The sequence below is a fragment of the SAR324 cluster bacterium genome, from assembly GCA_029245725.1.
Taxonomy (GTDB): domain Bacteria; phylum SAR324; class SAR324; order SAR324; family NAC60-12; genus JCVI-SCAAA005.
Window position 1 is genome coordinate 1 of sequence record JAQWOT010000325.1, and the last position, 23,128, is coordinate 23,128.

The 23,128-nt window shown below is 49.2% G+C and carries 24 protein-coding genes and 2 pseudogenes; 18 read left to right on the plus strand and 8 right to left on the minus strand.

The genetic code is table 11. The features are described 5' to 3' along the window. Window positions 1-126: 126 nt before the first annotated feature. Window positions 127-522 carry a hypothetical protein gene (locus P8O70_17465; protein ID MDG2198629.1) on the plus strand — a complete coding sequence of 132 codons (396 nt, stop codon included), beginning with the start codon at window positions 127-129 and terminating at the stop codon, window positions 520-522. A 71-nt stretch (window positions 523-593) separates the two neighbouring features. On the opposite strand, the gene P8O70_17470 is transcribed toward P8O70_17465, so the two are convergent. Both P8O70_17470 and P8O70_17475 read right to left on the minus strand, forming a co-directional pair. Next, a complete protein-coding gene (locus tag P8O70_17470; GenBank protein MDG2198630.1) occupies window positions 594-935 on the minus strand; it encodes a hypothetical protein in 342 nt (113 codons plus the stop codon). Window positions 936-965: 30 nt separating this feature from the next. Continuing rightward, entirely contained in the window at window positions 966-1,292 is a 327-nt protein-coding gene (locus P8O70_17475; protein ID MDG2198631.1) for an alpha/beta fold hydrolase, read from the minus strand. Between the two features lie 152 nt (window positions 1,293-1,444). On the opposite strand from P8O70_17475, the gene P8O70_17480 reads away from it, so the two are divergent. The 6 genes from P8O70_17480 (at window position 1,445) to ltaE (ending at window position 8,133) form a co-directional block, all read left to right on the plus strand. After that, window positions 1,445-3,139 (plus strand): peptide ABC transporter substrate-binding protein, encoded by a 1,695-nt coding sequence (locus P8O70_17480; protein MDG2198632.1) that lies wholly within the window; start codon window positions 1,445-1,447, stop codon window positions 3,137-3,139. A 10-nt stretch (window positions 3,140-3,149) separates the two neighbouring features. Next, window positions 3,150-4,067 (plus strand): ABC transporter permease, encoded by a 918-nt coding sequence (locus P8O70_17485; GenBank protein ID MDG2198633.1) that lies wholly within the window; start codon window positions 3,150-3,152, stop codon window positions 4,065-4,067. 22 nt (window positions 4,068-4,089) lie between these two features. Beyond that, a complete protein-coding gene (locus tag P8O70_17490; GenBank protein MDG2198634.1) occupies window positions 4,090-5,028 on the plus strand; it encodes an ABC transporter permease in 939 nt (312 codons plus the stop codon). Beyond that, window positions 5,029-6,018 (plus strand): ABC transporter ATP-binding protein, encoded by a 990-nt coding sequence (locus P8O70_17495; protein ID MDG2198635.1) that lies wholly within the window; start codon window positions 5,029-5,031, stop codon window positions 6,016-6,018. Window position 6,019: 1 nt separating this feature from the next. Continuing rightward, window positions 6,020-7,024, plus strand: coding sequence for an ATP-binding cassette domain-containing protein (locus P8O70_17500; protein ID MDG2198636.1), 1,005 nt, complete (start codon window positions 6,020-6,022; stop codon window positions 7,022-7,024). 77 nt (window positions 7,025-7,101) lie between these two features. After that, the gene (gene ltaE, locus P8O70_17505) at window positions 7,102-8,133 is read left to right on the plus strand and encodes a low-specificity L-threonine aldolase (protein ID MDG2198637.1); all 1,032 of its coding nucleotides are present in this window, start codon (window positions 7,102-7,104) and stop codon (window positions 8,131-8,133) included. Between the two features lie 12 nt (window positions 8,134-8,145). Here the strand turns inward: ltaE and P8O70_17510 are convergent, their stop codons facing one another. From P8O70_17510 to P8O70_17520, 3 genes are read right to left on the minus strand one after another with little or no spacing between them, the layout of a single operon-like run. Further along, window positions 8,146-8,586: a PaaI family thioesterase gene (locus tag P8O70_17510; GenBank protein MDG2198638.1), complete on the minus strand. Its 441-nt coding sequence runs from the start codon at window positions 8,584-8,586 to the stop codon at window positions 8,146-8,148. An 11-nt stretch (window positions 8,587-8,597) separates the two neighbouring features. Next, entirely contained in the window at window positions 8,598-9,017 is a 420-nt protein-coding gene (locus P8O70_17515; GenBank protein MDG2198639.1) for a hypothetical protein, read from the minus strand. A gap of 10 nt (window positions 9,018-9,027) precedes the next feature. Further along, the gene (locus tag P8O70_17520) at window positions 9,028-12,060 is read right to left on the minus strand and encodes an insulinase family protein (protein MDG2198640.1); all 3,033 of its coding nucleotides are present in this window, start codon (window positions 12,058-12,060) and stop codon (window positions 9,028-9,030) included. A gap of 149 nt (window positions 12,061-12,209) precedes the next feature. Here P8O70_17520 and cyaY point away from each other — a divergent pair, with 149 nt between their 5' ends. Together cyaY and P8O70_17530 are read left to right on the plus strand one after the other, a co-directional pair. Further along, window positions 12,210-12,530 carry an iron donor protein CyaY gene (cyaY, locus tag P8O70_17525; GenBank protein MDG2198641.1) on the plus strand — a complete coding sequence of 107 codons (321 nt, stop codon included), beginning with the start codon at window positions 12,210-12,212 and terminating at the stop codon, window positions 12,528-12,530. Window positions 12,531-12,539: 9 nt separating this feature from the next. Beyond that, window positions 12,540-13,244, plus strand: coding sequence for a hypothetical protein (locus P8O70_17530; GenBank protein MDG2198642.1), 705 nt, complete (start codon window positions 12,540-12,542; stop codon window positions 13,242-13,244). Window positions 13,245-13,261: 17 nt separating this feature from the next. Here the strand turns inward: P8O70_17530 and P8O70_17535 are convergent, their stop codons facing one another. Continuing rightward, window positions 13,262-13,708, minus strand: coding sequence for a hypothetical protein (locus tag P8O70_17535; protein ID MDG2198643.1), 447 nt, complete (start codon window positions 13,706-13,708; stop codon window positions 13,262-13,264). A gap of 143 nt (window positions 13,709-13,851) precedes the next feature. Between P8O70_17535 and P8O70_17540 the strand changes: the two genes are divergently transcribed. From P8O70_17540 to argC, 6 genes and pseudogenes are all read left to right on the plus strand, one after another. Next, the gene (locus P8O70_17540; GenBank protein ID MDG2198644.1) at window positions 13,852-14,730 is read left to right on the plus strand and encodes a YicC family protein; all 879 of its coding nucleotides are present in this window, start codon (window positions 13,852-13,854) and stop codon (window positions 14,728-14,730) included. A 32-nt stretch (window positions 14,731-14,762) separates the two neighbouring features. Beyond that, on the plus strand, window positions 14,763-15,311 hold the full coding sequence (locus P8O70_17545; protein ID MDG2198645.1) for a (d)CMP kinase: 549 nt from the start codon (window positions 14,763-14,765) through the stop codon (window positions 15,309-15,311). Then, a complete protein-coding gene (gene sppA / locus P8O70_17550; GenBank protein MDG2198646.1) occupies window positions 15,308-16,249 on the plus strand; it encodes a signal peptide peptidase SppA in 942 nt (313 codons plus the stop codon). Before P8O70_17545 ends, sppA begins: the two co-directional genes overlap by 4 nt. A gap of 26 nt (window positions 16,250-16,275) precedes the next feature. Further along, window positions 16,276-16,693, plus strand: a pseudogene (locus P8O70_17555) (methylglyoxal synthase). A gap of 92 nt (window positions 16,694-16,785) precedes the next feature. Further along, window positions 16,786-17,073 (plus strand): annotated as a pseudogene (locus tag P8O70_17560) (ArsC family (seleno)protein). A gap of 58 nt (window positions 17,074-17,131) precedes the next feature. Next, window positions 17,132-18,163 (plus strand): N-acetyl-gamma-glutamyl-phosphate reductase, encoded by a 1,032-nt coding sequence (gene argC / locus P8O70_17565; GenBank protein ID MDG2198647.1) that lies wholly within the window; start codon window positions 17,132-17,134, stop codon window positions 18,161-18,163. Window positions 18,164-18,210: 47 nt separating this feature from the next. On the opposite strand, the gene P8O70_17570 is transcribed toward argC, so the two are convergent. Further along, the gene (locus P8O70_17570) at window positions 18,211-19,107 is read right to left on the minus strand and encodes an ATP-binding protein (protein MDG2198648.1); all 897 of its coding nucleotides are present in this window, start codon (window positions 19,105-19,107) and stop codon (window positions 18,211-18,213) included. A gap of 19 nt (window positions 19,108-19,126) precedes the next feature. On the opposite strand from P8O70_17570, the gene P8O70_17575 reads away from it, so the two are divergent. Continuing rightward, a complete protein-coding gene (locus tag P8O70_17575) occupies window positions 19,127-20,164 on the plus strand; it encodes a uroporphyrinogen decarboxylase family protein (protein MDG2198649.1) in 1,038 nt (345 codons plus the stop codon). Between the two features lie 7 nt (window positions 20,165-20,171). Here the strand turns inward: P8O70_17575 and folK are convergent, their stop codons facing one another. Beyond that, entirely contained in the window at window positions 20,172-20,687 is a 516-nt protein-coding gene (gene folK / locus P8O70_17580; GenBank protein ID MDG2198650.1) for a 2-amino-4-hydroxy-6-hydroxymethyldihydropteridine diphosphokinase, read from the minus strand. 221 nt (window positions 20,688-20,908) lie between these two features. Here folK and P8O70_17585 point away from each other — a divergent pair, with 221 nt between their 5' ends. Both P8O70_17585 and P8O70_17590 read left to right on the plus strand, forming a co-directional pair. Then, window positions 20,909-21,601 carry a hypothetical protein gene (locus tag P8O70_17585; GenBank protein ID MDG2198651.1) on the plus strand — a complete coding sequence of 231 codons (693 nt, stop codon included), beginning with the start codon at window positions 20,909-20,911 and terminating at the stop codon, window positions 21,599-21,601. Window positions 21,602-21,692: 91 nt separating this feature from the next. Continuing rightward, window positions 21,693-23,105 carry a Do family serine endopeptidase gene (locus tag P8O70_17590; protein MDG2198652.1) on the plus strand — a complete coding sequence of 471 codons (1,413 nt, stop codon included), beginning with the start codon at window positions 21,693-21,695 and terminating at the stop codon, window positions 23,103-23,105. The last annotated feature ends 23 nt before the right edge of the window (window positions 23,106-23,128 follow it).

A 23,128-nucleotide genomic window follows, 5' to 3' on the forward strand; every position in this document is an offset into this window, starting at 1 on the left:
TTCTCAGAAGCAACTCAATTTGATTTAATATAAAATTTTTCATAAATCACAATTTTTTCAGTTATTTCAACAAGTGGTTTCCAGTTTCATAAAAACTTGTTTGGATACAGTTAGAAATCAGCAGTGATGCATTCTTTTCAATGGTTAGCAACCCTGAATTCAAATATCCTAAACTTTGATTCAGTTACCAAAGGTCAGACAACAGTCGCTAAACGCTTCGTCACGCGGTGTGGAGCAAGGCCAGCTTCGCTATTTTGCGTCAAGGGATCGCTGGAGATCTGGCAGGGGGGACGTTGTGAGTTTGGGCTAAGCCGAGATGGCAGCCAAAATGCCCTCGTTATTGCCTCAGAACCCCTGACTCAAAACGAGGAGATCTGGACTCAAGTCGAGAACAATCACATCATGACCGTACATCCCGATCGAAGATTGGAAATTCGGCGGATTCCACTGCCTTATCAGGGTGAACTTTCCCTGCGCAAGGAAATGCTCCAGCAGCAGAGGGTACAGGCCTTGGCTTCTTAGCTATCTCCTTGCCCGTTTGTGACATGGTTGGTTTGCCTTCAAAGAAGCTCAGCAGTTTGGTAGCTACCTATTCAGGATGGGTAATGAAAAAATTGTGCTCCGCACCCGGCATTATTTCCATTTGATGAGGACCAATCAGAGCGCTGATCTGCGCAACATCTTGCCTCGAAACAACGTGATCTTCTTCGCCCCAGAGCAAGAGCTTGGCCACATCCTTTGAGAGAGCCACAATTCCTATAGACCATTCCTTGGTCTGCGAGTGTGCCACAACGAAACATCGAAGGCAGCACCCTATCGAAACTAGGGTAAGCTAGTTGCTCTTCAAAGCGAGGAATAAAGGACTCCACTCCAATAGTGCTGTATCTACGCTGACGACGTTTTTGAAGTTGGGAGATCACTACCTTGCTCATCATCCACTCCCCTACATCGGGCACTTGTAGTACTCAGTTCCACCACTGCTTTGAAGTGAAGTCCAGCCTTGGCGCAACCAGTACCAAATGTCGGAAAAATTCTGGATGCTGTTGAACAAGATTCACAGCAATCACCGCCCCTAGAGAATGGCCTAGTACGGAGATACCTGTCTTGGTTCTCAAGTAGGATAGTGCTTCCCAGATTTGCTCTGTAAACAATGAGATGGTGTAGTCTCTCTCAGTATGAGCAGAACGACCATGACCATAGAGATCCATACGGAGTGTTTGCCAGTTGGCCTTGTGCAAATGAGGTACGAGTCGGTCAAACTCCCAGTGAGGCACTGTGGCGCCATGAATCATCAGTAGTAATCACCCAGTTTCTGGTCCTTCCAACAAAGAAAAAGTGGCGCCTTGCTTCAGTGGCAGGTTCATCAGTCTATCTCCTTGAAAGATTGAATAAATGTTGTTCCATTGGTGCCTTTCTTGTGTTGTCAGACTTGTTTTCCAGAATCATGATGGGTACCTTTGTGGCTCTGTTCCTCATCCTAATCATCACGATTCTAGTGGAGGTTCCCATGCTGCTTGCTGCTGTTCGTCGAACTCTTTGCCTGCTTGGTGGGCTGTTGCTGCTCTCCGCTCCTGCTGTCATCGCCCAGGACATCACAAAAACTCTGCGCTTGCCTCAAATGAGTGCCATCCCAACTCTGGACCCAGGGTTGGCCCAGGATTCCTCTTCCATTGAGGTCATTGAACAACTCTTTCTCGGCCTGACTGACTACGATCCGAAGACCTATGAGGTGATTCCGGAGTTGGCCACAAAATGGTCAGCCAGTGCGGATAGTCGCACCTATACCTTCGAGATACGCAAGGATGTCTTCTGGAGTGATGGGGTTCCTGTCACAGCCCATGACATTGAATATGCGATTCATCGTAACATCAACCCGGAGACGGCCTCGCCCTACGCCTATGTCCTCTATATTCTGGAAGGGGCAGAAGCAATCAACAAGGGGGAAAGCAAGGACTTCAACAGCCTTGGAGTCCGTGCAGTGGATGACTACACGGTCGAATTTCGACTTACACAACCTGCTGGATTTTTCCCAGCGATGGCAGGCCTCTGGACTTATCGACCACTGCCTCGACGTTCCATTGAAGCCTTTGGTACCGCTTGGACAGAACCTGAGCACATCCTGACAAACGGCTCCTACCGGCTAGCTACCTGGGAAAAAGGCAATCAGTTGATCCTCAAGCGCAATCCAGATTACAAGGACTCAGTCACCCAGCAATCTGCTCAGATTGAGGAGGTGAATTACTATATCATTCCTGAATCCTCCACTGGCCTAGCGATGTTTGAGAACGGAGAACTGGATATCATTGGAGGAACTTTCCTCTCGATTCCTGTCCCTGAGATTGACCGCGTGCGCAAAGAGTATGCAGACAGATATTCTGCTCAACCAGATCTCTGTACCTACTACCTGGGGGTGAACAACGAACGGGAACCTACCAACAATCCACTGGTCCGCAAGGCGCTTTCAGCAGCCATCGACCGTAAGACTTTGGTGGAACGAATCACCAAGGGTGGGGAAGAACCAGCAACAACTTTTACTCGACCTCCAATCTTCGGGTCCGTAGATCCGAAGGAAGGCATTGGTATTGGCTATGATCCAGAGCAGGCCCGCCGTTGGCTTGCGGAAGCTGGTTATCCAGATGGGAAAGGATTCCCCAACATCACTTACATGCACAACACATCGGAAAACCACGCCAAGATCGCTCAAGCTGTGCAAGCGATGCTCAAGCGCAACCTCGGGATTAACATCAGAATCGAAAACCAGGAATGGAAGGTCTACCTCAAGTCAACTACTCAACCAGATGCTCCACATCTATTCCGCTTTGGCTGGTGTGCTGACTATCCAGACGCCAACAACTGGCTGATGGAAGTATTCCACCCGACCAAGTCCACCAATCGTATTCGCTGGCAAAACAGTGAATACGCACAGTTGACCGAGAAAGCGATGGGCTCGACAGATCCGAGTGAGCGCATCCAACTCTACCGTCGAGCCGAGCAGATCCTCAACGAAGAAGAGGCTGCAATCATTCCGCTCTACTTCTACACTTCCAAGTACCTGATCAATCCTCGGCTGAAAGACTGGTATCACATGGCGTTGGGTGGACAGCAGATCCGCTACTGGCGCTTGATGGGACGCCCATGATTCCAAGCCAATGCTGAACTTCCTGGTGCGGCGATTGGGCAGTGGTGCCCTGTCGCTACTAGTGATCGCTGCCCTCGTCTTTCTACTACTGAAGGCACTCCCTGGGGGACCCTTCGACACAGAAAAAAGCCTACCGCCCGAGATCATGCGCAACATCGAAGCCTATTATGGCTTGGATCGGCCGCTCTGGGAGCAGTTTGGGCGCTACGTTGGTAATGCCCTGCAGGGAGATTTGGGTGTCAGCTATTCCCAACGTGATCTGCCCGTCATCGACCTGATCGCGCAACGCCTACCGATCTCACTGGAACTTGGCTTCTACGCCATGCTCTTTGGACTCTTGTTTGGACTGCCACTGGGAGTCCTTGCAGCTGCCTACCACAACAGACTACCAGATTATGTAGCTACCTTGCTGGCTGTTCTGGGTACTAGCATCCCCAACTTGGCGCTAGCCCCAATGCTGATCCTCTTCTTTGGACTTTTTCTTAAATGGCTACCCATTGCTCGCTGGACGACTTGGGATTCCAAGATGCTACCAACACTTGCTCTAGGGCTGGGCATTGCAGCAGTTATTTCCAGGCTGACCCGTTCCAGTATGCTCCAAGTCATTCAAGAAGACTTTATCCGTACAGCTCGAGCCAAAGGACTTTCAGAAATTTCTGTCCTTGGTCAACACGCTCTACGCAACGCCTTACTCCCCGTACTCACCATCATGGGCCCTATTTTGGCTTATCTACTCACGGGCACTCTGGTGGTGGAAGAGATCTTCGCTATTCCTGGTTTGGGTAGTTACTTCATCACCAGCATCAGTAACCGCGACTATCCAGTCGTCATGGGCATCTACCTGCTCTATGGATTTCTGATCATTCTCATGAACACCCTGGTAGACATCCTCTACGCCTGGGCAGATCCAAGGATTCGATTAGAATGACCATTTTCCCCGTGACCCTTCCATGATTGAAACTTCTGCCTCACCGACCATCAGTAAAAGTCTCAATCGGCTTGCTTTCCGACGGTTTGCCAGAAATCGATTGGCATTGAGCAGCTTTTTGTTCCTGCTAATTCTTTTTCTGGTTGCCATTTTCGTTGATTGGCTGGCTCCTCAGCACTTCGCTGAAGAGGACTTCCTCGCTACCTATCTACAACCCGGAGAAGAGGGATTCCTGCTAGGTACTGATTTTTTGGGACGCGACGTTTGGAGCCGGATTCTCTATGGGGCTAGAATTTCACTAACAGTTGCGATCTGTGCAGCGCTAGCAAGCTTTATCATTGGTGTCAGCTACGGGTTGGTTGCGGGCTACTATGGGGGCAAGCTGGATGAATGGATGATGCGGTTTGTTGACATTCTCAATGCGGTTCCAACTCTGCTGTTTGTGATCCTGATCATGGTTTATTTTCGTGCAGGGAATCCAGAGGAGTTTACTGGTTTCAAGGCCATTTTCTATGAATGGGATACTCAATTGGGAGGTCTGCTCTCCATTTTCATTGGGATTGGGCTGACCTCCTGGGTAAGGATGGCTCGGATTGCCAGGGCAGAGACTCTCTCGCTGCGACGCCGTGAATTTATCGAAGCTGATCTCGTGCAGGGTTTCGGTACTCCAACCATCCTCTTTCGACGCTTGTTTCCCAACCTAATGGGAACTTGTATCGTCGCTGAATCAGTCGAAATCCCTACTTACATCATCTACGAGTCGGTGTTGAGCTTCATTGGACTGGGAATCAATCCACCTGTTCCAAGCTGGGGTGCAATGATTTCTGAAGGACTGGAAGGAATTCGTTCCTATCCTCACTTAATCTTGGCACCAGCAACTGCAATGACCCTGACTGTTCTGGCCTTCAACTTTGTAGGAGATGGTCTGCGCGATGCCTTTGATCCCAAGTTACAGGACTGAATGGCTCAATCCCCCTTACTACAGTTGGAAAATCTGAAAGTTGACTTCCTACTGCGCAGTGGAAAAGTAACCGCAATCAATGAATTGGATCTTCAACTGGAACGAGGAAAAACACTTGGGTTGGTTGGAGAGTCTGGTTGTGGCAAGTCCCTGACAGCCTTGGCGATTATGGGACTAATCAGTTCACCCGGAAGAATCACAAGTGGAGAAATTCACTTTAACGGAGAAGACCTGCTGAAACTCTCAGAACGAAAACGAAGGGAACTCCGCGGCAACCAAATCTCAATGATTTTTCAGGATCCTAGCTCGGCTCTGAACCCTGTACTGACGATTGGCAAGCAAATTTCTGAACCACTGTGTCGTCACAAGGGTTTCTCACTCAGCCGTGCTCGTGAGCGAGGCTTGTCGCTGCTCAGCGAAGTTGGGCTGCCAGACCCAGAGCGACAATGGTCATGCTACCCACATGAGTTGAGTGGAGGTATGTGTCAACGGGTGATGATTGCCATAGCCTTGGCCTGTGAGCCGGCATTGTTGATTGCCGATGAACCAACCACTGCACTGGATGTCACGATTCAGGTCCAGATTCTTCACCTGTTGCACCAACTGCAAAAACAGCATGGGATGGCCCTCCTCTTCATCAGCCACGATCTCCGGGTGATCGCCGAAATGGCCGATCGGGTCGCAGTCATGTATGCCGGAGACATCATTGAAGAAACCTCGGTTCGAGCAATTTTTGAACGTCCACGGCATCCCTATACCCGTGGGCTACTCAAATCACGGCCTAGTCTAACAGAGATCTCAGGCCAGCGAGAACGACTCTACCACATTCCAGGAAATGTTCCTTCCCTACAGGAATTATCCGAGGGCTGCCGCTTCCTCGATCGTTGTCCCTGGCCAGGACCCGATTGTTCTGTCAAGATACCTGAATTATTGGGTTTCTCACATCGGAGCCGTTGTTACCGCTGGTACGAATTTCCTCAGGATACCTGAGATGACAAGCTCCTCCTCTTCCAACACTTCCATCCTCCGAGTGCAGGATCTACAGACTTACTTCCCCATTCGCCAAGGCCTGCTAGGTAGGACAGTTGGCTTTGTCCGGGCAGTGGACGGAGTCAGCTTTGTGTTAAATGCAGGTGAGACCTTGGGACTAGTGGGAGAGTCTGGTTGTGGAAAGTCTACGCTTGTGCGCAGCTTGCTCTACCTCCATCCCCCCACCGGAGGAAGAGTCTGGCTGAAAGATACTGAACTCGGTGTGCTGAGTTCTACAGAGCTTCGGAAACAAAGACTGCGGATGCAGTTGATTTTTCAGAACCCCTACGCTTCTCTCAATCCACGACTGACGATTGAAGAGATCATCAGCAGCGCACCGTGCTATCACGGACAAATCCGTGCTTCAGAGGCCCAGGATTTTGCGACGAAGCTGCTGGAACAGGTTGGGTTGCGATCCGAACATCTGAAACGCTTTCCGCATGAGTTCTCTGGTGGTCAACGTCAGCGTATCAGTATTGCCCGGGCACTGGCTCTGCGTCCTGAAATCGTACTTTGTGACGAAGCGGTTTCCTCACTCGATGTCTCGATTCAGGCGCAAATCCTCAACCTATTGCTTGAGCTACAACAGCAACAAGGGTTGAGTTATCTTTTCATCAGTCACGACTTAGCAGTGATTCAGCATCTGGCAGATCGAGTTGCGGTGATGTACCTGGGCCGCATCGTGGAGATCGCCAACCGTAAGGAACTCTTCCAAACTCCTGCCCATCCCTACACACAAGCTCTTCTGCGGGCAATTCCCTCTGGAGATCCAAAGACCCGACGTCCTCTGGGTGAGCGAGTGCTTGCTGGGGATGTCCCCAGTCCTACCAAGCAGCATACTGGCTGCGTTTTTGCCGAACGTTGTCTGCAAGTGACCAGCGAGTGTCGCAAACAGCGGCCAGAATTTCGGCAAATCCGAACAGGCCAATTAGTAGCTTGTCACCATGCACGAATGGATTCTGCCTGATCATTCGGATTTGACATCCAAAGCAGACCTCGGCACGCTGAACTTTTTTCTGACACCTCACTCTTTAGGAGGATTTGATGTGGATTGACCTGCGAAGCGATACTGTTACCAAACCAACCGCCGAAATGCGCAAAGCCATTGCTGAGGCCGAGGTCGGTGATGATGTTCATCACGAAGATCCAACTGTACTTCATCTGGAAGAGAAAACAGCTGCTATTCTGGGCAAGGAAGCGGCAGTCTTCATGCCTTCTGGTACGATGACCAACCAAGTTGGACTACGCACTCACACTCAACCAGGTGATGAGGTGATATTGGAGGCTCAGGCCCATATTTACTACTACGAAGGCGGGGGTCCAGCAGCGCTGTCTGGTGCTTCCTGCCGTCTGATCCCTGGAGACCACGGTGTTTTCACTGCTGACCAGTTGGTGAAATCACTTCGCAAACCGGACGTCCACCATCCCATCACACGACTGGTCTGCCTCGAGAACACTCACAATCGAGGGGGTGGACGAATCTATCCGCTGGAAGAAATCCGTAAAATTGGTGCCGTTTGCCGAGAGCATGACCTTGCGCTGCACCTAGACGGTGCTCGACTCTGGAACGCTAGCGTTGCGCTAGGCAAACCGGAAGCTGAACTGGTATCTGACTTTGACAGCGTCAGTGTTTGCTTTTCCAAAGGCTTGGGAGCACCGGTCGGTTCAGCTCTGGCAGGTAGCAAAGCCTTCATTCAACGAGCGCGTCACTTCCGAAAAATGTTTGGGGGAGGAATGCGACAGGCAGGCATCATCGCGGTTGGGGCTTTGTATGCCTTAGAAAATAACCGAGAGCGGCTCGTAGAAGATCACGCTAACGCACGACTGCTGGCAGAAGGACTGAGCCAGGTGGAAGGAGTTGAAGTTGATTTGGACAGCGTGCAAACGAACATAATCGTTTTCCAGACGCCAGGGACGTCAGCCGCTGCCCTCTCGAAGGCTTTGGAAAAGGAGGGAGTAGGGATGCTGGACTTTGGACCGGAAGCACTGAGGGCTGTTGCTAACCTGATGGTGAGTCGTGAGCAAATTCAACAAGTCCCTGAGAGAATGGCCAAGGCACTGAAAAGCCTACGCTAGAGAAATCAGCCGCTAGGAACGCTGGATCGGTGGAATCAAGTAGGTCCCAACCGCATGAGCAACAGATTCCTTGTGGCCTTCAGAGTAGAGTCGGACCTCCCCAGTAGCAAGGGTCCGACCAACTTTGAGTAACGTGCACACAGCAATGATCGGCTGAGTAGCCGGTGGTTTGCGCAAGAAATTGATTGTCAGACCAGTGGTCACTGCCAGTGGTACGATTCCAACCTCTCCAAGGAGGGCCACATAAAGCGCAACGTCAGCTACCTCCATCAGCACCGGGCCAGAAACCGTTCCTCCAGGACACAACTCTGCCTCTCCAATCTCGTGAGCAATTATAGCTGTCTGATTGCCCACCTCCACAATTCGACATTTTGTTTGCGGAAATTCTCTTTCTAAAAAGAGGCTGATTTCTTCCTTACTAGGCCTGAGTCGGTCTGTTTTAGGAGCGTTCAACAGGCCTCCACTCAGAACAACTCTTTGACCTTCTCAACACTTTCATCAAGAAGTTCTTCTCCTTCACCCAACAACTCCTTACCTTTATCCACACCCTCGTCCAGCATTTCCTGACTTTTCTGAATCAATTTGTCGGTAGTGGTCGGCTCTCTGCTGCTATTGCAGGCAATCACCATTGAACGCTCCGAAGAGCTAACGTTTTGCTGGTTAGCATTCTTCGAAATAATCTTATACCCACCAGCCCCACAAAGGCTGCCAGCTTTGGCCTCGCAGTCTCCCCAGCTCAGCATGCTGCCACTACAGGTCACCACGTAGCCTTCACTGCCATCTGGTAAGAACGTTTTGCTTGAACTTACACAGGAAGCACACAGCAAGACTAGAGGAATTGGAGCGAAGCGATAGACTTTATGAAATAGAGTATTTCGAATCATAAATACTATCTCAATTAGGTCGACAGAACTCTGGGCAGGGTAGACGCTCAGCCATATCGCTTGCATCCCGCACAACTCCCTCTTGTGGCAGTAGACTGCTCATTCCTGAACCAACCATCTGAAGCACCAACTGCCGCTGTTGAGTTGGTTCCAACATCTGACTTCCTTGTTGCAGAAAGTCTTGGTGCTCCAAGGAAGCCAGGGACCGAAGCTTGTCACTCTTGAAATCAAAATCCCCATCTTCTTCGAAAAGAATCTGGAACAAGCGACCAGTGGCCTCATCTATTTCATCAGGACGCTCCAGACTAGCACGCAAGACAGAGCGGCGGATCGTTTCAAATTCCTGCTGACTGAGATTCTGGAGATCTTCGTAGAGTTTGGGCAGAAAGCTTCGTACCCGCTCCGAGAGGTCATCCGGGGCAAAATCACCAGACTGGATCAGGAAGAACAGACTCAGGGTCTCTTCGGTCAACGTCGAACCAGAACTCACGATGTAGCCCGTTTGTTGCCGTGTCCGCAACTCATTGTAGAACTGTGGCTGAATCCACTGGGAAAGTACCTGTAGGGTTGCCCAGTTTTCCGGAGTGTCATCACCTTGTTGCAACTCTAGCACGATCGCTGAATTGTTGACCGTCACATCTTGTTGGAAGGTGAGGGTCGTACCAACAGGAATCTGGCGGACCTGCTCGTGAAATCGCTCCTCCGGCGCTAGAGCTTGCTGACTCAAATCACTGACAATGCGTTCCATGATCGGCTGCACTTTATCAGCCTCAAGGTTGCCATAGATGACTGCTTCTACGTAGGTCTTGGCAAAAAGTTGTCGCGCATGGGCAGTCAACTCTTTCAGTGTAACGTCTGGAACAATCTTCTCATATTGACGAATCGAATGCCGAAAACCTTCCAGCAACAGACCTCTCTCATAGAAAGCCTGCTGATATGGTTCCTGAAGAGTGAAGTTACGATAACTCCTCAGTTTTGCATCCTGCAGAGTGGCAAAAGTTTTTTGATCGATCTGAATATTCTGCAACTGGGCTGCAACACTCTCCACCAACTCCAATAACCGATCTGAGTAACCGTCAAAGTTGATTTGTACTCCTTCTTTGTCGTTACGCAGGTTGAAGTCAAGACCAGCCAGACTGACTGGATACTTGAACTCGTTGAGCCCTTCTTCAATTGCAGCAACGTAGAGTTGGGTCAAAACCGCATGACGAGGGGTAGCATACGCCTCTGGAGTCAGAATACGCAGCATGACCCTACCCTTCGGTTGCTCAAAACGGAAATCTGGCTGGAACCAAACACGCCCCTTGGGCAGATCCACCAATCGCTGTGGCTCTTCCACGGCATGACGCATAATTACGGTTCGTGCAGTCTTCTGTTGCCCCTGCGGCAATTGCAGGGCTACAGCCAGTTCCGACCAGGATTGCCAGCGGCGACTAGATTCTTGACTGAGTAAGGACATCACACCCTCTGGCAAATTCTCTTCACCCAAGCCAGCAATTGATTCATAGTTGAAGGTGAAGGAAGCCTTAGTTTCTCTCAAGGCGATGTCCTGTGGAATAAAGTCGTTAGGCATCGGCATCGAAAGGTTGGGATGTCGTCTGGCGGTCTTCCACGCCTGTACCCAGTGGGCACGATCCTGACGATAGGAGTACTCTGTGCCGTAGTAGCTCTCCGTACTGTCAACCTTGACACCCTGATCCACAAGAATTGCTAGCATGTTATTTGGAGTCAGGCGATAGAGCATACTATCGAACAAGTCTTTGCGGAATTCAGTCAGCAAGAACGGTGAGCGTTCCACTTCCCTCAGAGGAACAAAGCGCAACAATGCAGAGAGGGTGTTGACGAGTCTAGTGCCTTCCACACGTTCGGAGAATCGATAGTTAATCTCGTTCATCCGCTGCACTTCATTGAAAATGTAGCGTGGCAGGCCTGCCTCACGCAGCAGCCGCAGGTATTGAAACAGGTAAGTGATCACATCTCGATACCGATCAACTCCTCGTGGGGTTAACTGGACCGTCACCTCAAAGGAGGAATAAGAATTTGTTGACGATCCTGCACCAGCTGAGAGTCCTGTTGCCAAGTTCTTAGACTTCAACAGAGAAAGCAGACTATCTTTTCCTTCGTGACCAACTAGAAACCCCAAGAGGTTCAGTGGTTGACTCGAATAGTATTGCTGAGTAGACGGTAATGGGAAGCTGAGCGTTAGAGAACGAATTTCGCTGAGTGGCTTCACTTGCAGTAGCCGAAATCTGGAGTTCGGAGCAAGATATTCTGTAGGGAAGGTAATCTCATCAAGATTCCGGTCAACAATCTCGTAGAAACGAGGCACGACCATCTCTTGTAACTCATCGAGTGACTGTGTACCTGAGACGGCCAGGGTCATTCGATTGCTGGAATAGTAGCGAGTGTAGAAGTCAATCACATCCTTGCGTGTGGTGAATCCGAGGGTTTGCAGATTACCTGTACTGAATTTCTGCAGGGGATGTCCAGGAACATAGATCTGCTTGCGGACTTCGAAGAGTCTGCGAAAATCGTTGGGGATATTCTTGGAGTGTTCAGAATCAACAATGCGCCGCTCTCGTTCCAGATACTGTGTATTGAACAAAGGTTCTGTAAAAAACTGGGCAAAGCGATCCAGAGCCCCATCCAGGTGCTCTGGGTCAATCTCGAAGTGGTAGTTTGTATGATCTCCAGCCGTGTAAGCGTTCGTGTAGCCACCTCGATTGGAGACAAACTGCTGGTATTCTCCAGCCTCCGGATACTTTTCCGTGCCTAAGAAGAGCATGTGTTCAAGGTAGTGCGCCAACCCCTGATGCATTTCCGGATCACTCATCGCACCAACACCCACAGTCAAAGACGCTGCGGCTTTGCGCACCGTTGGATCTGAAACCAACAAAATCTTCAACCCATTGGGCAACAAAAAGCGCCGATAACTTCGCTGTTTAAAACGTTCATCCATCGAATCCAGAGCACTGCCTAAAACTGGACCCACCATCAGCAGCAAGCACACGAACCACATCATCAGGTTCCGGACAGACCGCATAGAAGCCTCCACTCAAAAATGTTGTCAGAATAAGCAATTCAGTCTGCAAGGTTTGCTACTAAGACGCAATCACAAAGCCACGGGGTTTTGTATTGACTCTCAAAGACGCTGCTCTAACCTGTTTCATTTGCTCAACTGGGGAGAAAATTATGGACAATAAGGAGTATTCACAACGTGCAGAGCACGTTTTTCAGCAGGTCGAACAATTGCTAGATCGACACGAAGATCTACTTGACTACGACCGCACCCCAGACAAGCTACAAATTGCCTTCGAGGAACGTCCTGGAATCATTGTGCTCAATACCCAGCGGGCTATTCATGAAATCTGGTTGGCGGGCAACGCCCGAGGCTGGCACTTTAAGTACCAAGCAGACAATGACCGCTGGTTCGCAGAAGCTGAGCAGGAAGAATTCTATGACTGCTTCGCAAGATTGCTCAGCGATCATCTAGGAACATCCACCACGTTCTGAAACACCCCTATGAGCACCGAACGTAAATCCCTGACAGACTCACAACGTCAAGAATTCAGTATTTTGTTACTGCTCCACCACATTGCCAGTTCGCAAGATAAGATTCATTTTTCCTTTCTAGATCAGAATCACAAAACGATCGAATCCAATCTCAAAGAATTGGAACAGCAGGAACTTGTCCAGCTTGATGTTGAGCAGTACTACCAACTCAGTGAAAAAGGTCAGCAAAGCTATGACCGATTGGTTCAGCAACAAGCCTCTTATCAGGCTCACTTTGAAATCTATGCCTTTGTCGATTTAGGAGCAGGAACTTTTGCTGATCCAGAGGCAGATCTGCTTGAGGATGAACGCTGGGCTGACTTACGCGTAGCAGTGGCGGAACACAAGGGGATTGATCCATATCGTGTTGTCTTCTTGGCGATGCTCAGCGATGAGAGTTTCTTTGCAAGCCCAGATTGGTACTTTGACCTGGCAATGGGAACGCTCTTCGATGAGTTGGAGTCCATCACCAAAGAGCAGATTCGCATTGATGAATTGGGCTATGAAGATGAAAACGGGAATGAGGTGATGGGAGAGGAAGTGATTGCTGATGTGATTGAGCAGGGAAGTCAGCTTGCGCAGGAACGGAGAGAACGTCAGGCATTCAATCAGGATATTCCAGACGAAGAGATCATTACCACCACGGTCTATCAAGATGGTGGCTGGCGCTGGTGAAAGAGAATAATATTAATTCAGTTGCGAAGACCACGGTTGGAAGCCAGTTCTTCCATCTCCATCAGTTTTTCCTCGAAGTCTAAAAGTGCTTCTTCGATCTGATCGGAATACTGCCGCAAATTTTGAAGTTGGCTAATCAGCAACTCCATCGCTTCCTTTTGCTGTGGCGCAATAGTTGGTTCACGGAATCCTTTGTTCATCAATTTATCGCACTCTTCCGTAATGCGCAGCAACTCGCCTTTGATTGTCAACAGTTCGAAGATGCCCGTGTCTTGAGGAGGGGGGGTTACTACCTCTGTTTCTTCTTTGCCGAGGAGGCGTTCCTCGGTTTGCATGTACTGAGAAATCTGATCCAGTAGCGTCTCGTACTTATTGACCAACTGCTCGCACTGGTGCTTGTAATCAATAATATCTTTTGGCAGTTCATGAGAACGACGTTGCCACTTACGTAGAAGGCGGAACATGGCTTTTGTCAGGATGAGAAATTTGCAAACATGGCTGTTACTAAGAGCTTGCTAGATTCCTGAAAGAAAGTAAAGGTCACCAACTGCTTATATCGCTTGTTTTGTTTTTCTTGTCACAATTTGCACAAATTCAGGAGCAGTAGATGGCCGTTTCGATGACAGGTTATGGCACCGCACAATGCGAACAGGACGGCTGGCTTTGCCAAGTTGAAATCCGATCTGTCAATCAGCGGTTCCTGGATGTTCGACTACGCCTCCCTAATGGATTGCTGACATTGGAGGCATCTGTCAAGGAGAAAGTGAAAAAGGTATGCCAACGAGGCAAGGTCGATGGCAGCATACGTCTGGAATCCATCACTCAGAGTGCCCAAGGTTTCCCACACTGGCAGGAACCGGCCTTACGACATTACGCCAGCTTACTTTCCCAATTTGAAGAATTGACTGGGCGTGAGGTTCAGGTTTCCATGAAAGACCTGCTCAGTCAGCGAGATTTGCTTGGCGAATCGGTTGATCTGGAAATTCCTTCTGAACTAGGAGAAAAGTTAATCTGGGAAAGCCTTGAGCTTGCTTTGCAAGCCCTCAAATCGATGAAAGAGCGGGAAGGCCAGTCCATGCTGGACGACATCCAGTCGCGCCTTCAGCGCTGCGCTCAACTCGCACAAAAGATCGAAGAACACTCCAAGCACTTGCCACAGCAATTCCAACAAAGACTGCTGGATCATCTGAGTGATCTGCAGGCCAAGCTTGACGCTGAGCGGCTACATCAGGAAGTAGCCTTGATGGCAGAACGTCTCGATATCAGTGAAGAAATCGTCCGCTTCGACACACACCTACAACATTTGCAAGAGACCTTGCAGCAGGAGAAAGAGATTGGTAAGCGCGGTGACTTCCTACTCCAAGAATTGAATCGGGAAGCCAATACGATGGCTTCTAAGTGTAATGATACCAGTGTTAGCCACACCGTAGTTGAGATCAAGGCTGAGCTGGAAAAAATCCGTGAACAAATGCAGAACATCGAGTGATCTGCTACTCACTCGGCTCGTGAGGATTTTTCATGAAACTGACGCTAGCTGGCCCTCCTGGTTCTGGCAAATCGACAGTACGACGATTGTTGGCTGACAAATACGGTCTGGAAATTCGCTCTACAGGTGATTTCATGCGCCAAATGGCATTGGAACAAGGCTTCCAAGATATCACTCAATTTCTAACCGAATTTGTCACAAGCCATCCGGAAGTGGATCGTAAAATTGACGAAGCTCAACGGAAATTTGGTGAAGAAAACGAAAACTTCGTCTTGGACGCTCACCTTGGATTTCATTGTGTGCCTGACGCCTGCAAAATTTTGCTCACCGTCAGCGAGGAAGTGGCTGCAGAACGTATTTTTTCTGCTCACCGGGCCACGGAGGGTGCTAAAAATATTGAAGAATCTATTCATGCGAATCGACAGCGATACCTTATAATGCGCCAGAATTTTCAACGCCTTTACGGTGTGGACATCGCTGACCAAGCCAATTTTGATCTAATTATTGACACTAGTCAGTTGACTCCTGAGGGAATTCTCCATCAGATCGACACCCATCTTCTTGAACAAGATTCCCAATGAGACAACTACTGATCGCCATCACTCTCCTGATTTCTCTCAGTGGTTGCTACGTCAATCTGGAGCTGCCCATCAGTCGTGACCAGCCTCTGGAAGAGCGTGTCCTGGGTGGAAGTGGAGAGACCAAGATCGCGCTGATTGAACTCAGTGGAATGATGGCGTCTGACTGGATTTCCAATGTGGGCAGCCGCAGAAGCAGTATTGACGTGGATGAAGTGCGAGAACAGTTGGTGATGGCTGCTAGAGATCCTGCAGTTCGAGCCGTACTGTTGCACATCAACTCACCTGGAGGAGAGGTGACTACTGCTGATGTGCTGTTTCATGAGTTGAAACAATTCAGAGAACGTAGCGGCAAGCCGATTGTCGTCAGCATTGGAGCCATTGGGGCATCTGGAGGCTATTACGCGGCGTTGGCTGGTGATGAAATCTGGGCCAATCCAACATCAGTTGTAGGAAGTATTGGAGTAGTCATGGTGCGTTTCAATGCTGAAGGACTGCTTGAAAAAATTGGTATCCAGGGGGAAGTTCTCGCGAGTGGATCTACGAAGCAAGAACTGGCAGTACCTTTGAAGCCTATTGGCAAAGAAAGTCGTGAAATCTTACTTCGTATTCTGAACGCCCACTATGATCGTTTTGTGGGACTTGTCGCTGAAAATCGACAACTTCCTCAAGAAGATGCGCGAAAGTTAGCAGATGGCAGTATTTTTCCAGCAGAAGATGCTCGAAGATTGAAACTCGTAGATCATGTCGGATACTTGGAGGATGCTTTGTTGGCTGCTCAAATGCGTACAGGCGCTGCGAGTGCAACCGTAGTGTCCTACCAGCGACCGAGTTCCTTCCAACCATCTTTGTTAGGAAGCAGTGCCGCAGAAGTCAACCTTGTTCGTGTACCAGACTCACTGATGCCCAGTTCTGGCTTTCTTTATCTCTGGCAACCCTAGTAGGGCTCCGCTTCCAGCTCTTTTGAATGGCCTCTTCCCTACCCAAACAAAAGCGAATCGCGCTTGTTGCTCACGACCATAAAAAACCTCTCCTGCTGGCCTGGGCAAAACAGCATCTGGAGCAACTGCGCCAACACAAGCTTTATGCAACCGGCACAACGGGCTCTCTACTTCAGCAACAGTTGAATCTGCCTATCACACGATTGCTCAGCGGACCTCTTGGTGGTGATCAGTAAATCGGAGCACTCATTGCCACAGAAAAACTAGATCTACTCGTTTTCTTCTGGGATCCCTTGACCTCTCAGCCACATGATCCCGATGTCAAGGCCCTGGCTCCCTGTTGTTTGGGATATTCCCATGGCTTGTAGCACGGCAACAGCTGACTTTCTGTTCAGTTCTACATTGCTAGGACAAGACTATCCTCGCCATCCAAGCCTTCCCTGAAGGACAGGTGGCCTAACTTTCCTATGAGAATGATTATGTCTATCTCAATTCAATGGGGTTACTGCCGTAACGGTTGAACCACGTGTAAACGAGCGCAAGAGTTTCTTGACGCAAATAGTGTTTCTATAGAGGAACGTATCAACGCCAGCAAAGAAAAAATCCGAGCAGAAGCTGCTTGGGAGCTAATTCGGGGAGCTACGAAAGTGACTGTAGCCAAAGGAAAGAAGCTGTTAGAATGGAATCCAGCTACAGATAATCCTGAGGAGATTCTTGCCAGCGTGATGGGTCCTAGCGGGAATCTGCGGGCTCCTACTTGGCGTATTGATGATGAATTTCTGATAGGCTTTCACGAGGAGTACTATCAACAACGATTCAGGTGAATCAACCAAACTGTGAAGCGTCAACTTTGATTGAAAGATTTTCGTAAGGATCTACGGCATGTCTGAACATTTGCAGATCGCCATCCTAGGGGCTGGAGGTCTTTCTGGTCTGGAATTACTGACTTGGCTCAGGAGACATCCGAATGTCAACGTGCGTCATGTCACATCAGAACGCTATGACGGTATGCTCGTTAGTCGGTTATTACCTGCCTATCAAAGCTCTTCCCTAGTCTTCACAGGTCACGACATTGATGTAGCCGAGTGTGATGTCACTTTTCTTACAGTTCCTAACGAAGCCAGCTTGGAGTGGGTTCCTCGTCTTCATGCTGCCGGAGTAAGAATAATTGATCTTTCAGGAATGTTTCGGCTCCAAACACCAGAACTGACAGCCAAGCATTACAAACTAACTCCTGAAGAAAGTTGGTTGGAAAAAGCTGTTTTTGGACTCGCTGAGGTCTTTGCTGAACAGATCGCCACTGCCAGGCTGGTTGCTAATCCAGGATGTTATCCAACTGGGGCCTTGCTTGCTCTATGGCCACTGGGAAATCACCTGAAAAAACTGAAAGTTCCTCCAGTGATTGATGCCAAGTCTGGAGTCAGTGGGGCTGGTGGAAGGGTAGAGAATTCAACGACCAACTATGTTGATGTCAATGAGAATCTGAAACCCTACAAGATCTTCCAGCACCAACATCGACCTGAAATTCAGCTATATCTGGCCCAGCAGGGCTATCCTGAAGAACAACTTGGGGATATTATCTTCACACCTCATCTGCTGCCCGTGAACCGAGGTATCTTAAGTACAATCTATCTTCGCTTTAGTGAGCCAATTGAAGAGGCAGAACTACGAAAATGCTATCAGGATTTCTGTGCAGACAAGGCCTTTGTGCATTTGCTGGAGCCAGGTGTGATGCCTGATCTAAAAGCCGTTGCACACAGTAATCATTGTGTGATGAACTTGTTCCGGCACGAACAAGGTCAGGATTGGGTGATCGTTAGTGCAATCGACAATCTGGTGAAGGGAGCTGCGGGGCAAGCGTTGCAGAATATGAATCTAATGTTTGGGCTGGCACCCTCAACAGGACTAGTCTGATTCAGTCTTTGTAGAACGTGTGGAGTAGATTCTGTTTGAGGCTAGGTTCAATCCACTTGTCTACGATCAGGACCATTCAATTCCTCGAAGTAACACATTTCGCGTAAGCGTGAATAGATTCTCTCTCCGACTCGCTTGCGGATAGTATCACTGAGAAACTGTTCTTCCTCGCTTCGGTCCTTGCTCAGAACTCTCTCACGCAATGTGTTTTCCTCTGCTTCAGTGTAGTTAGTCGTCACCATCACAATTCGATCTCGGTTGTAGCGCTCCGTGATCAGGGTATCCAGAATGCCCAATTCCCATGGGGTGTTGCGTCCTTTGCCCATATCATCGATGATCAGCACATCTGCAAGCAGGTGAGGTTCTATGATTTCCATGTCCGACTTGCCATCGGAATAGCCTTGTCTGAGTTCAGAAAGTAATTCAGTAAAGCCTTGGAACACGCAGGAAATCCCATGGGTAATCGTACACTGATACACAAAGCCACTGAGCAAATGTGTCTTGCCAGTACCGGGTGGCCCCATCAGTACCATGCCTTTTAGGTCATCCGTTGTTGAGCCCTGTTCTTGATGCGTACGTAAATAGTCCGGCAGGTTGCGATGAATTGCGTCAAGCAAAGAGAAAATCTGAGCATTGTGCTTGTCTTGATCCGTTACTTGCAGACGGCTATGCAGATAACGTCTCGGCACTCGGGCTTCGTTGTACAATTCCACCCGCTGTAAGCGTCCAACACACTCTGGGCAACTCGCTGCCATTTCGCGATGGAAACGGTCTCGTCGCAAAATAAAGCCAGTTCCGCTACAAGCGTGGCAAGGAGTAGGGAAACACTCACAGAGCCGCCCTCTTGCATAGCGTTGCCTGGGGACCGCTTCAATCAGGACATGGGTGCCGTGACAACGTTCGCAAGGTGCGCTCTGGATCAATGGCACACTTTTCTTCTTCATGCATATTCCCGATAGATTAATGGCTCAAATCGACAACACCAAAAAAAATGACCTCCTCCTCCGTGTCTTCCGTGGTGAGCCGGTATCCAGAGTGCCTGTTTGGATGATGCGGCAGGCTGGCAGAACAGATCCCAAATATATCGCCCTTCGGGAAGCAGACGGACGCCCCTTGGAGGAACTGTTTGGGGATGTAGCACAATCAATTCGAGTTTCCCTGCTACCCAAGCGACTTGGGGTTGATGCGATCATCATGTTTCAGGACATCCTGACACCACTGGCTCCCATGGGTGCGACATTCGTTTTTCGTCCAGGGCCGATCAGTGAACCAATCCACACCCTTGAACAAGTTCACCAACTACGACTGCCCAATCCAGCAACCAATCTGAGTCATGTTGGAGCCATCTTACAAGGAATTCACGAAGAGTTGCGGGGTGAACTACCTGTACTTGGATTTGCTGGTGCTCCTGTCACACTAGCTTTCTTTTTGTTGGCCGGAGGCTCCCCTCATCGTCAGCAGAAAAAGGTTCTGGAAATCTTTGAAGATCATCCCAAACTTGTAGAGTTATTGCTCGAAAAATTAACCCAGATGACTATTGACTACCTGAACTATCAACTAGCCCAAGGGGCTCAGGCAGTACAATTATTTGAATCCTTTGCCGACGAACTGGGTCCTGAGCTTTATGAACGCTGGGCACTACCGACTCAACAACAAGTATTTGCAGGACTCAATAAAGGTGCAAACTCCTTACTGTTTGCCAAAGAATGCCCATATCTTGACTGGATGGCACATAGCGGTGCCAAGGGACTTAGTGTTGGCTCGTGTATCGATCTAAGAAAAGCACAAGAACTGTATCCTGATCTGATCTGGCAAGGTAATGTGAGTAATCAACTTCTCAGAGATGGCAGCTTGACAGAGATTACTGAAGCCACCCAAGCCTGTCTGGCGGCCACCGGTGGCCGCTCTCACATTCTGAACTTGAGCCATGGACTGCTAGCAGATACACCATTCACCAAAGTACAGCATTTTGTTGATACAGCCCACGCGCTTCAGAGTTGAATCAACTTTACTTCGCCAGACTTTTCTTTGGGTTCCAAATTATCGGCAGGCTTTCATCAGGATGTTGATCTTGCCATTGCTGCCAGATCGTATCCAAGGTTTCTTCACTTTCTGGATGTATCCAACTCAGTTCCAATTCAGACAAGGGAAGCAGCACAAAGCTACGATTCGATAGTTCTGGGTGGGGAATGGTCAAACGCTGTGATCGTAAGCAGAGATTGCCATACGACAACAAATCAATATCAATAATTCTGGGCCCCCAGTGTTCCCAGCGAATCCGTCCCAATCTTTTCTCAATTTGCAGACAAGTCTCCAGCAAAATCTCTGGGCCTAGTGTGGTCTGACCAGAGACTACCTGATTCAGGTAGAGCGGTTGATCCATATTGGCTAGTGGTAGGCTTTCATAAACCGAAGATGCCTGAAATTCCTGTAAAGGCAGATCGGCCAAAGCTTCACGTGCCTGCTGTAGATAGCGGGCTCGATCTCCCAAATTACTACCCAGCCCAAAAAACACTTTCTCCACAGATCCCCTCTCGAAATTACATCCGTCAAACCGTCAGCTACTATAGCCACAACCCTAGAAACGACAAGTAAGATCCAACTACTCCTTCAGCATTTTCGTTCTTCACAAAATCTTCACAATCCCTACAAAATTTCTTCATATTTTCTAACTAGAATCATGATTAATGTATCGGGACAAGCACCCGAGTTTAGTAATGACCAAGCCCAAATGAAGGAGGGATAATGAAAAAGCAACTCTGGCAAAAAGCCATCCTCAATGTGGCACTCATGACCAGTATGACTGCTCCAATTGCACTCGCACAATCCATCGATTCACTCAACACGACCTCCGGCTGGCAAGCACAACTTGTTGATCACCGAGGTGAGGGTGGCAAACATTGGGGGCACCATAGAGACAGCTGGCATCAAGGTAAGCACAGGCATCGGGGTGGTGAAGGATCTTGGGGAATCCATCAATTCCAACGTAGGCCAGGTTCACTATCACTCGGCCTCCTACACATGCAGGAGGACCTGAATCTCAGTGAAGAGCAAATCAATCGCTTGGAAGACGCTGCTCAGCAAAGCCAGCGAGAAATGATCACCCTGCGCTCCCAGCGTGAGTTACTACAACTAGATCAGCGCCAGCTGATGCAGCAGGAAACCTTCGATCAGGAAGCCCTGCAGAAGCACAATCAGCAGATGGCCAATCTGCACCTGAAGATGGCCAATCTGCACACAACAGAACTGGCCACTGCTCACCAGGTACTGACACCCGTCCAGTGGAAGCAGTGGAAGGACCAACAACCTAGGCAAATGAGGATGTGGCAGCGTGGGATGAGAGATCAAGGCATGCCTCACGAGGAACGAGACGATGACCACCGTTCTCGATGGCAACACGGTGAATCTGAAAGTGATGCTAAGCATGATGCCACCTGAACTCTGCCAACTAATCCTGTCTAAGTGGGGTTGGTAGTTGCTCGTACTCAACAACTCTTTTCAACAACTTTTATCCAATTTTTGAGGAATCATGCAGAACAATTCTTTAGTCCACAAGAAACTAGGCTTCCAGAGTTATCCACTCAAGTTGTTCGCCTTGCTGGGAGGTTTGCTGATTTTGCTGGTAACTACTGTCCCAGCCTGGTCTGAGAGCAAGCCGTTCATGGATCCCTTGATTGAGGCCTCTAAGGCAAGAGCTGAGTTAGTACAATCAGTTCAGAAGTCCGTGGTCCACATCAAGGTGGAACAGAAACTTGTCAACGTGGTGGGGCCGTTCCAAAACCAACCTCGTCAGGAAGGCTACGGTTCGGGTGCAATCGTTCGATCTGATGGTTATATCCTGACCAACCACCATGTTGTCGGTGAGGCTGACAAGATCAGTGTCCAACTCTATGATGGCCAGGAACTCAAGGCGCGCTTGATTGGTACTGATCCAGCCACCGATATTTCTGTGATCAAGATCGAAGGGAAGGACATGCCTGTCCTACCGATGGGAGACTCCGATAACATCCTGGTTGGGGAATCTGTAATTGTCATCGGTAACCCCTTCGGTCTGTCACACACCGTTACCTTCGGTATTGTCAGCGCCAAGGGTCGAACTGGAATGGGGATTGCCGAATACGAAGACTTCATCCAGACAGATGCTGCAATCAACCCGGGGAACAGCGGAGGGCCACTCGTTGACCTCGAAGGCAAGATCGTAGGCGTCAATACGGCCATTTTCAGCCGTTCTGGGGGTTATCAGGGAATTGGCTTTGCCGTACCGATCAATATGGCTCGTCGAGTCATGAACGAACTGATCGAAACCGGCCAGGTTTCCCGTGGCTGGTTAGGCGTTGGCATTCAGAATATGACACCAGAATTGGCCAAGGCCTTTGGACTAGATAAATCCAAGGGTTCACTGGTAACCGGTGTGATGCCTGGAACTCCAGCTGAGAAAGCCGGTTTGCAAAAAGGTGATGTAATCTTACGTCTGAATGGTGAATCGATTGAGAACAGCAGTGCGCTTCGAAATGCTGTAGCGGACGCCCGAGCGGATGCTACCGTTGAGTTAGAGTTGGTACGAAACAAAGTAGTTATGATGCTAAGTGTCCAACTCGATGAACGACCGCGACAGGTTGGAGAGGCAGGCACCAATTCTGATAACAGGAATTCTACTCCTGAACTAGGATTTGCAGTTCAGGAATTAACACCAGAGACCGCTCAGCGTCTGGGTTATCAGAAAGCAGAGAGTGGAGTTGTAATCACTACGGTCAAGCCGGAATCTCCAGCATTTAATAAGGGCCTACGGGCAGGAATGATGATTGTGGAAATGAATCGCAAAAGTATCAGTTCTATGGCCGATTTCCAGCGAGAAGTCCAAGCAAGTTCTAAGGAAGAAGGTTTGTTGTTACTTGTGAAAACTCTTCAGGGTTCCCAGTACCTGTTTTTACAGGCTGACTGAGAGAGCTTAGGTTTCTTTGTCAG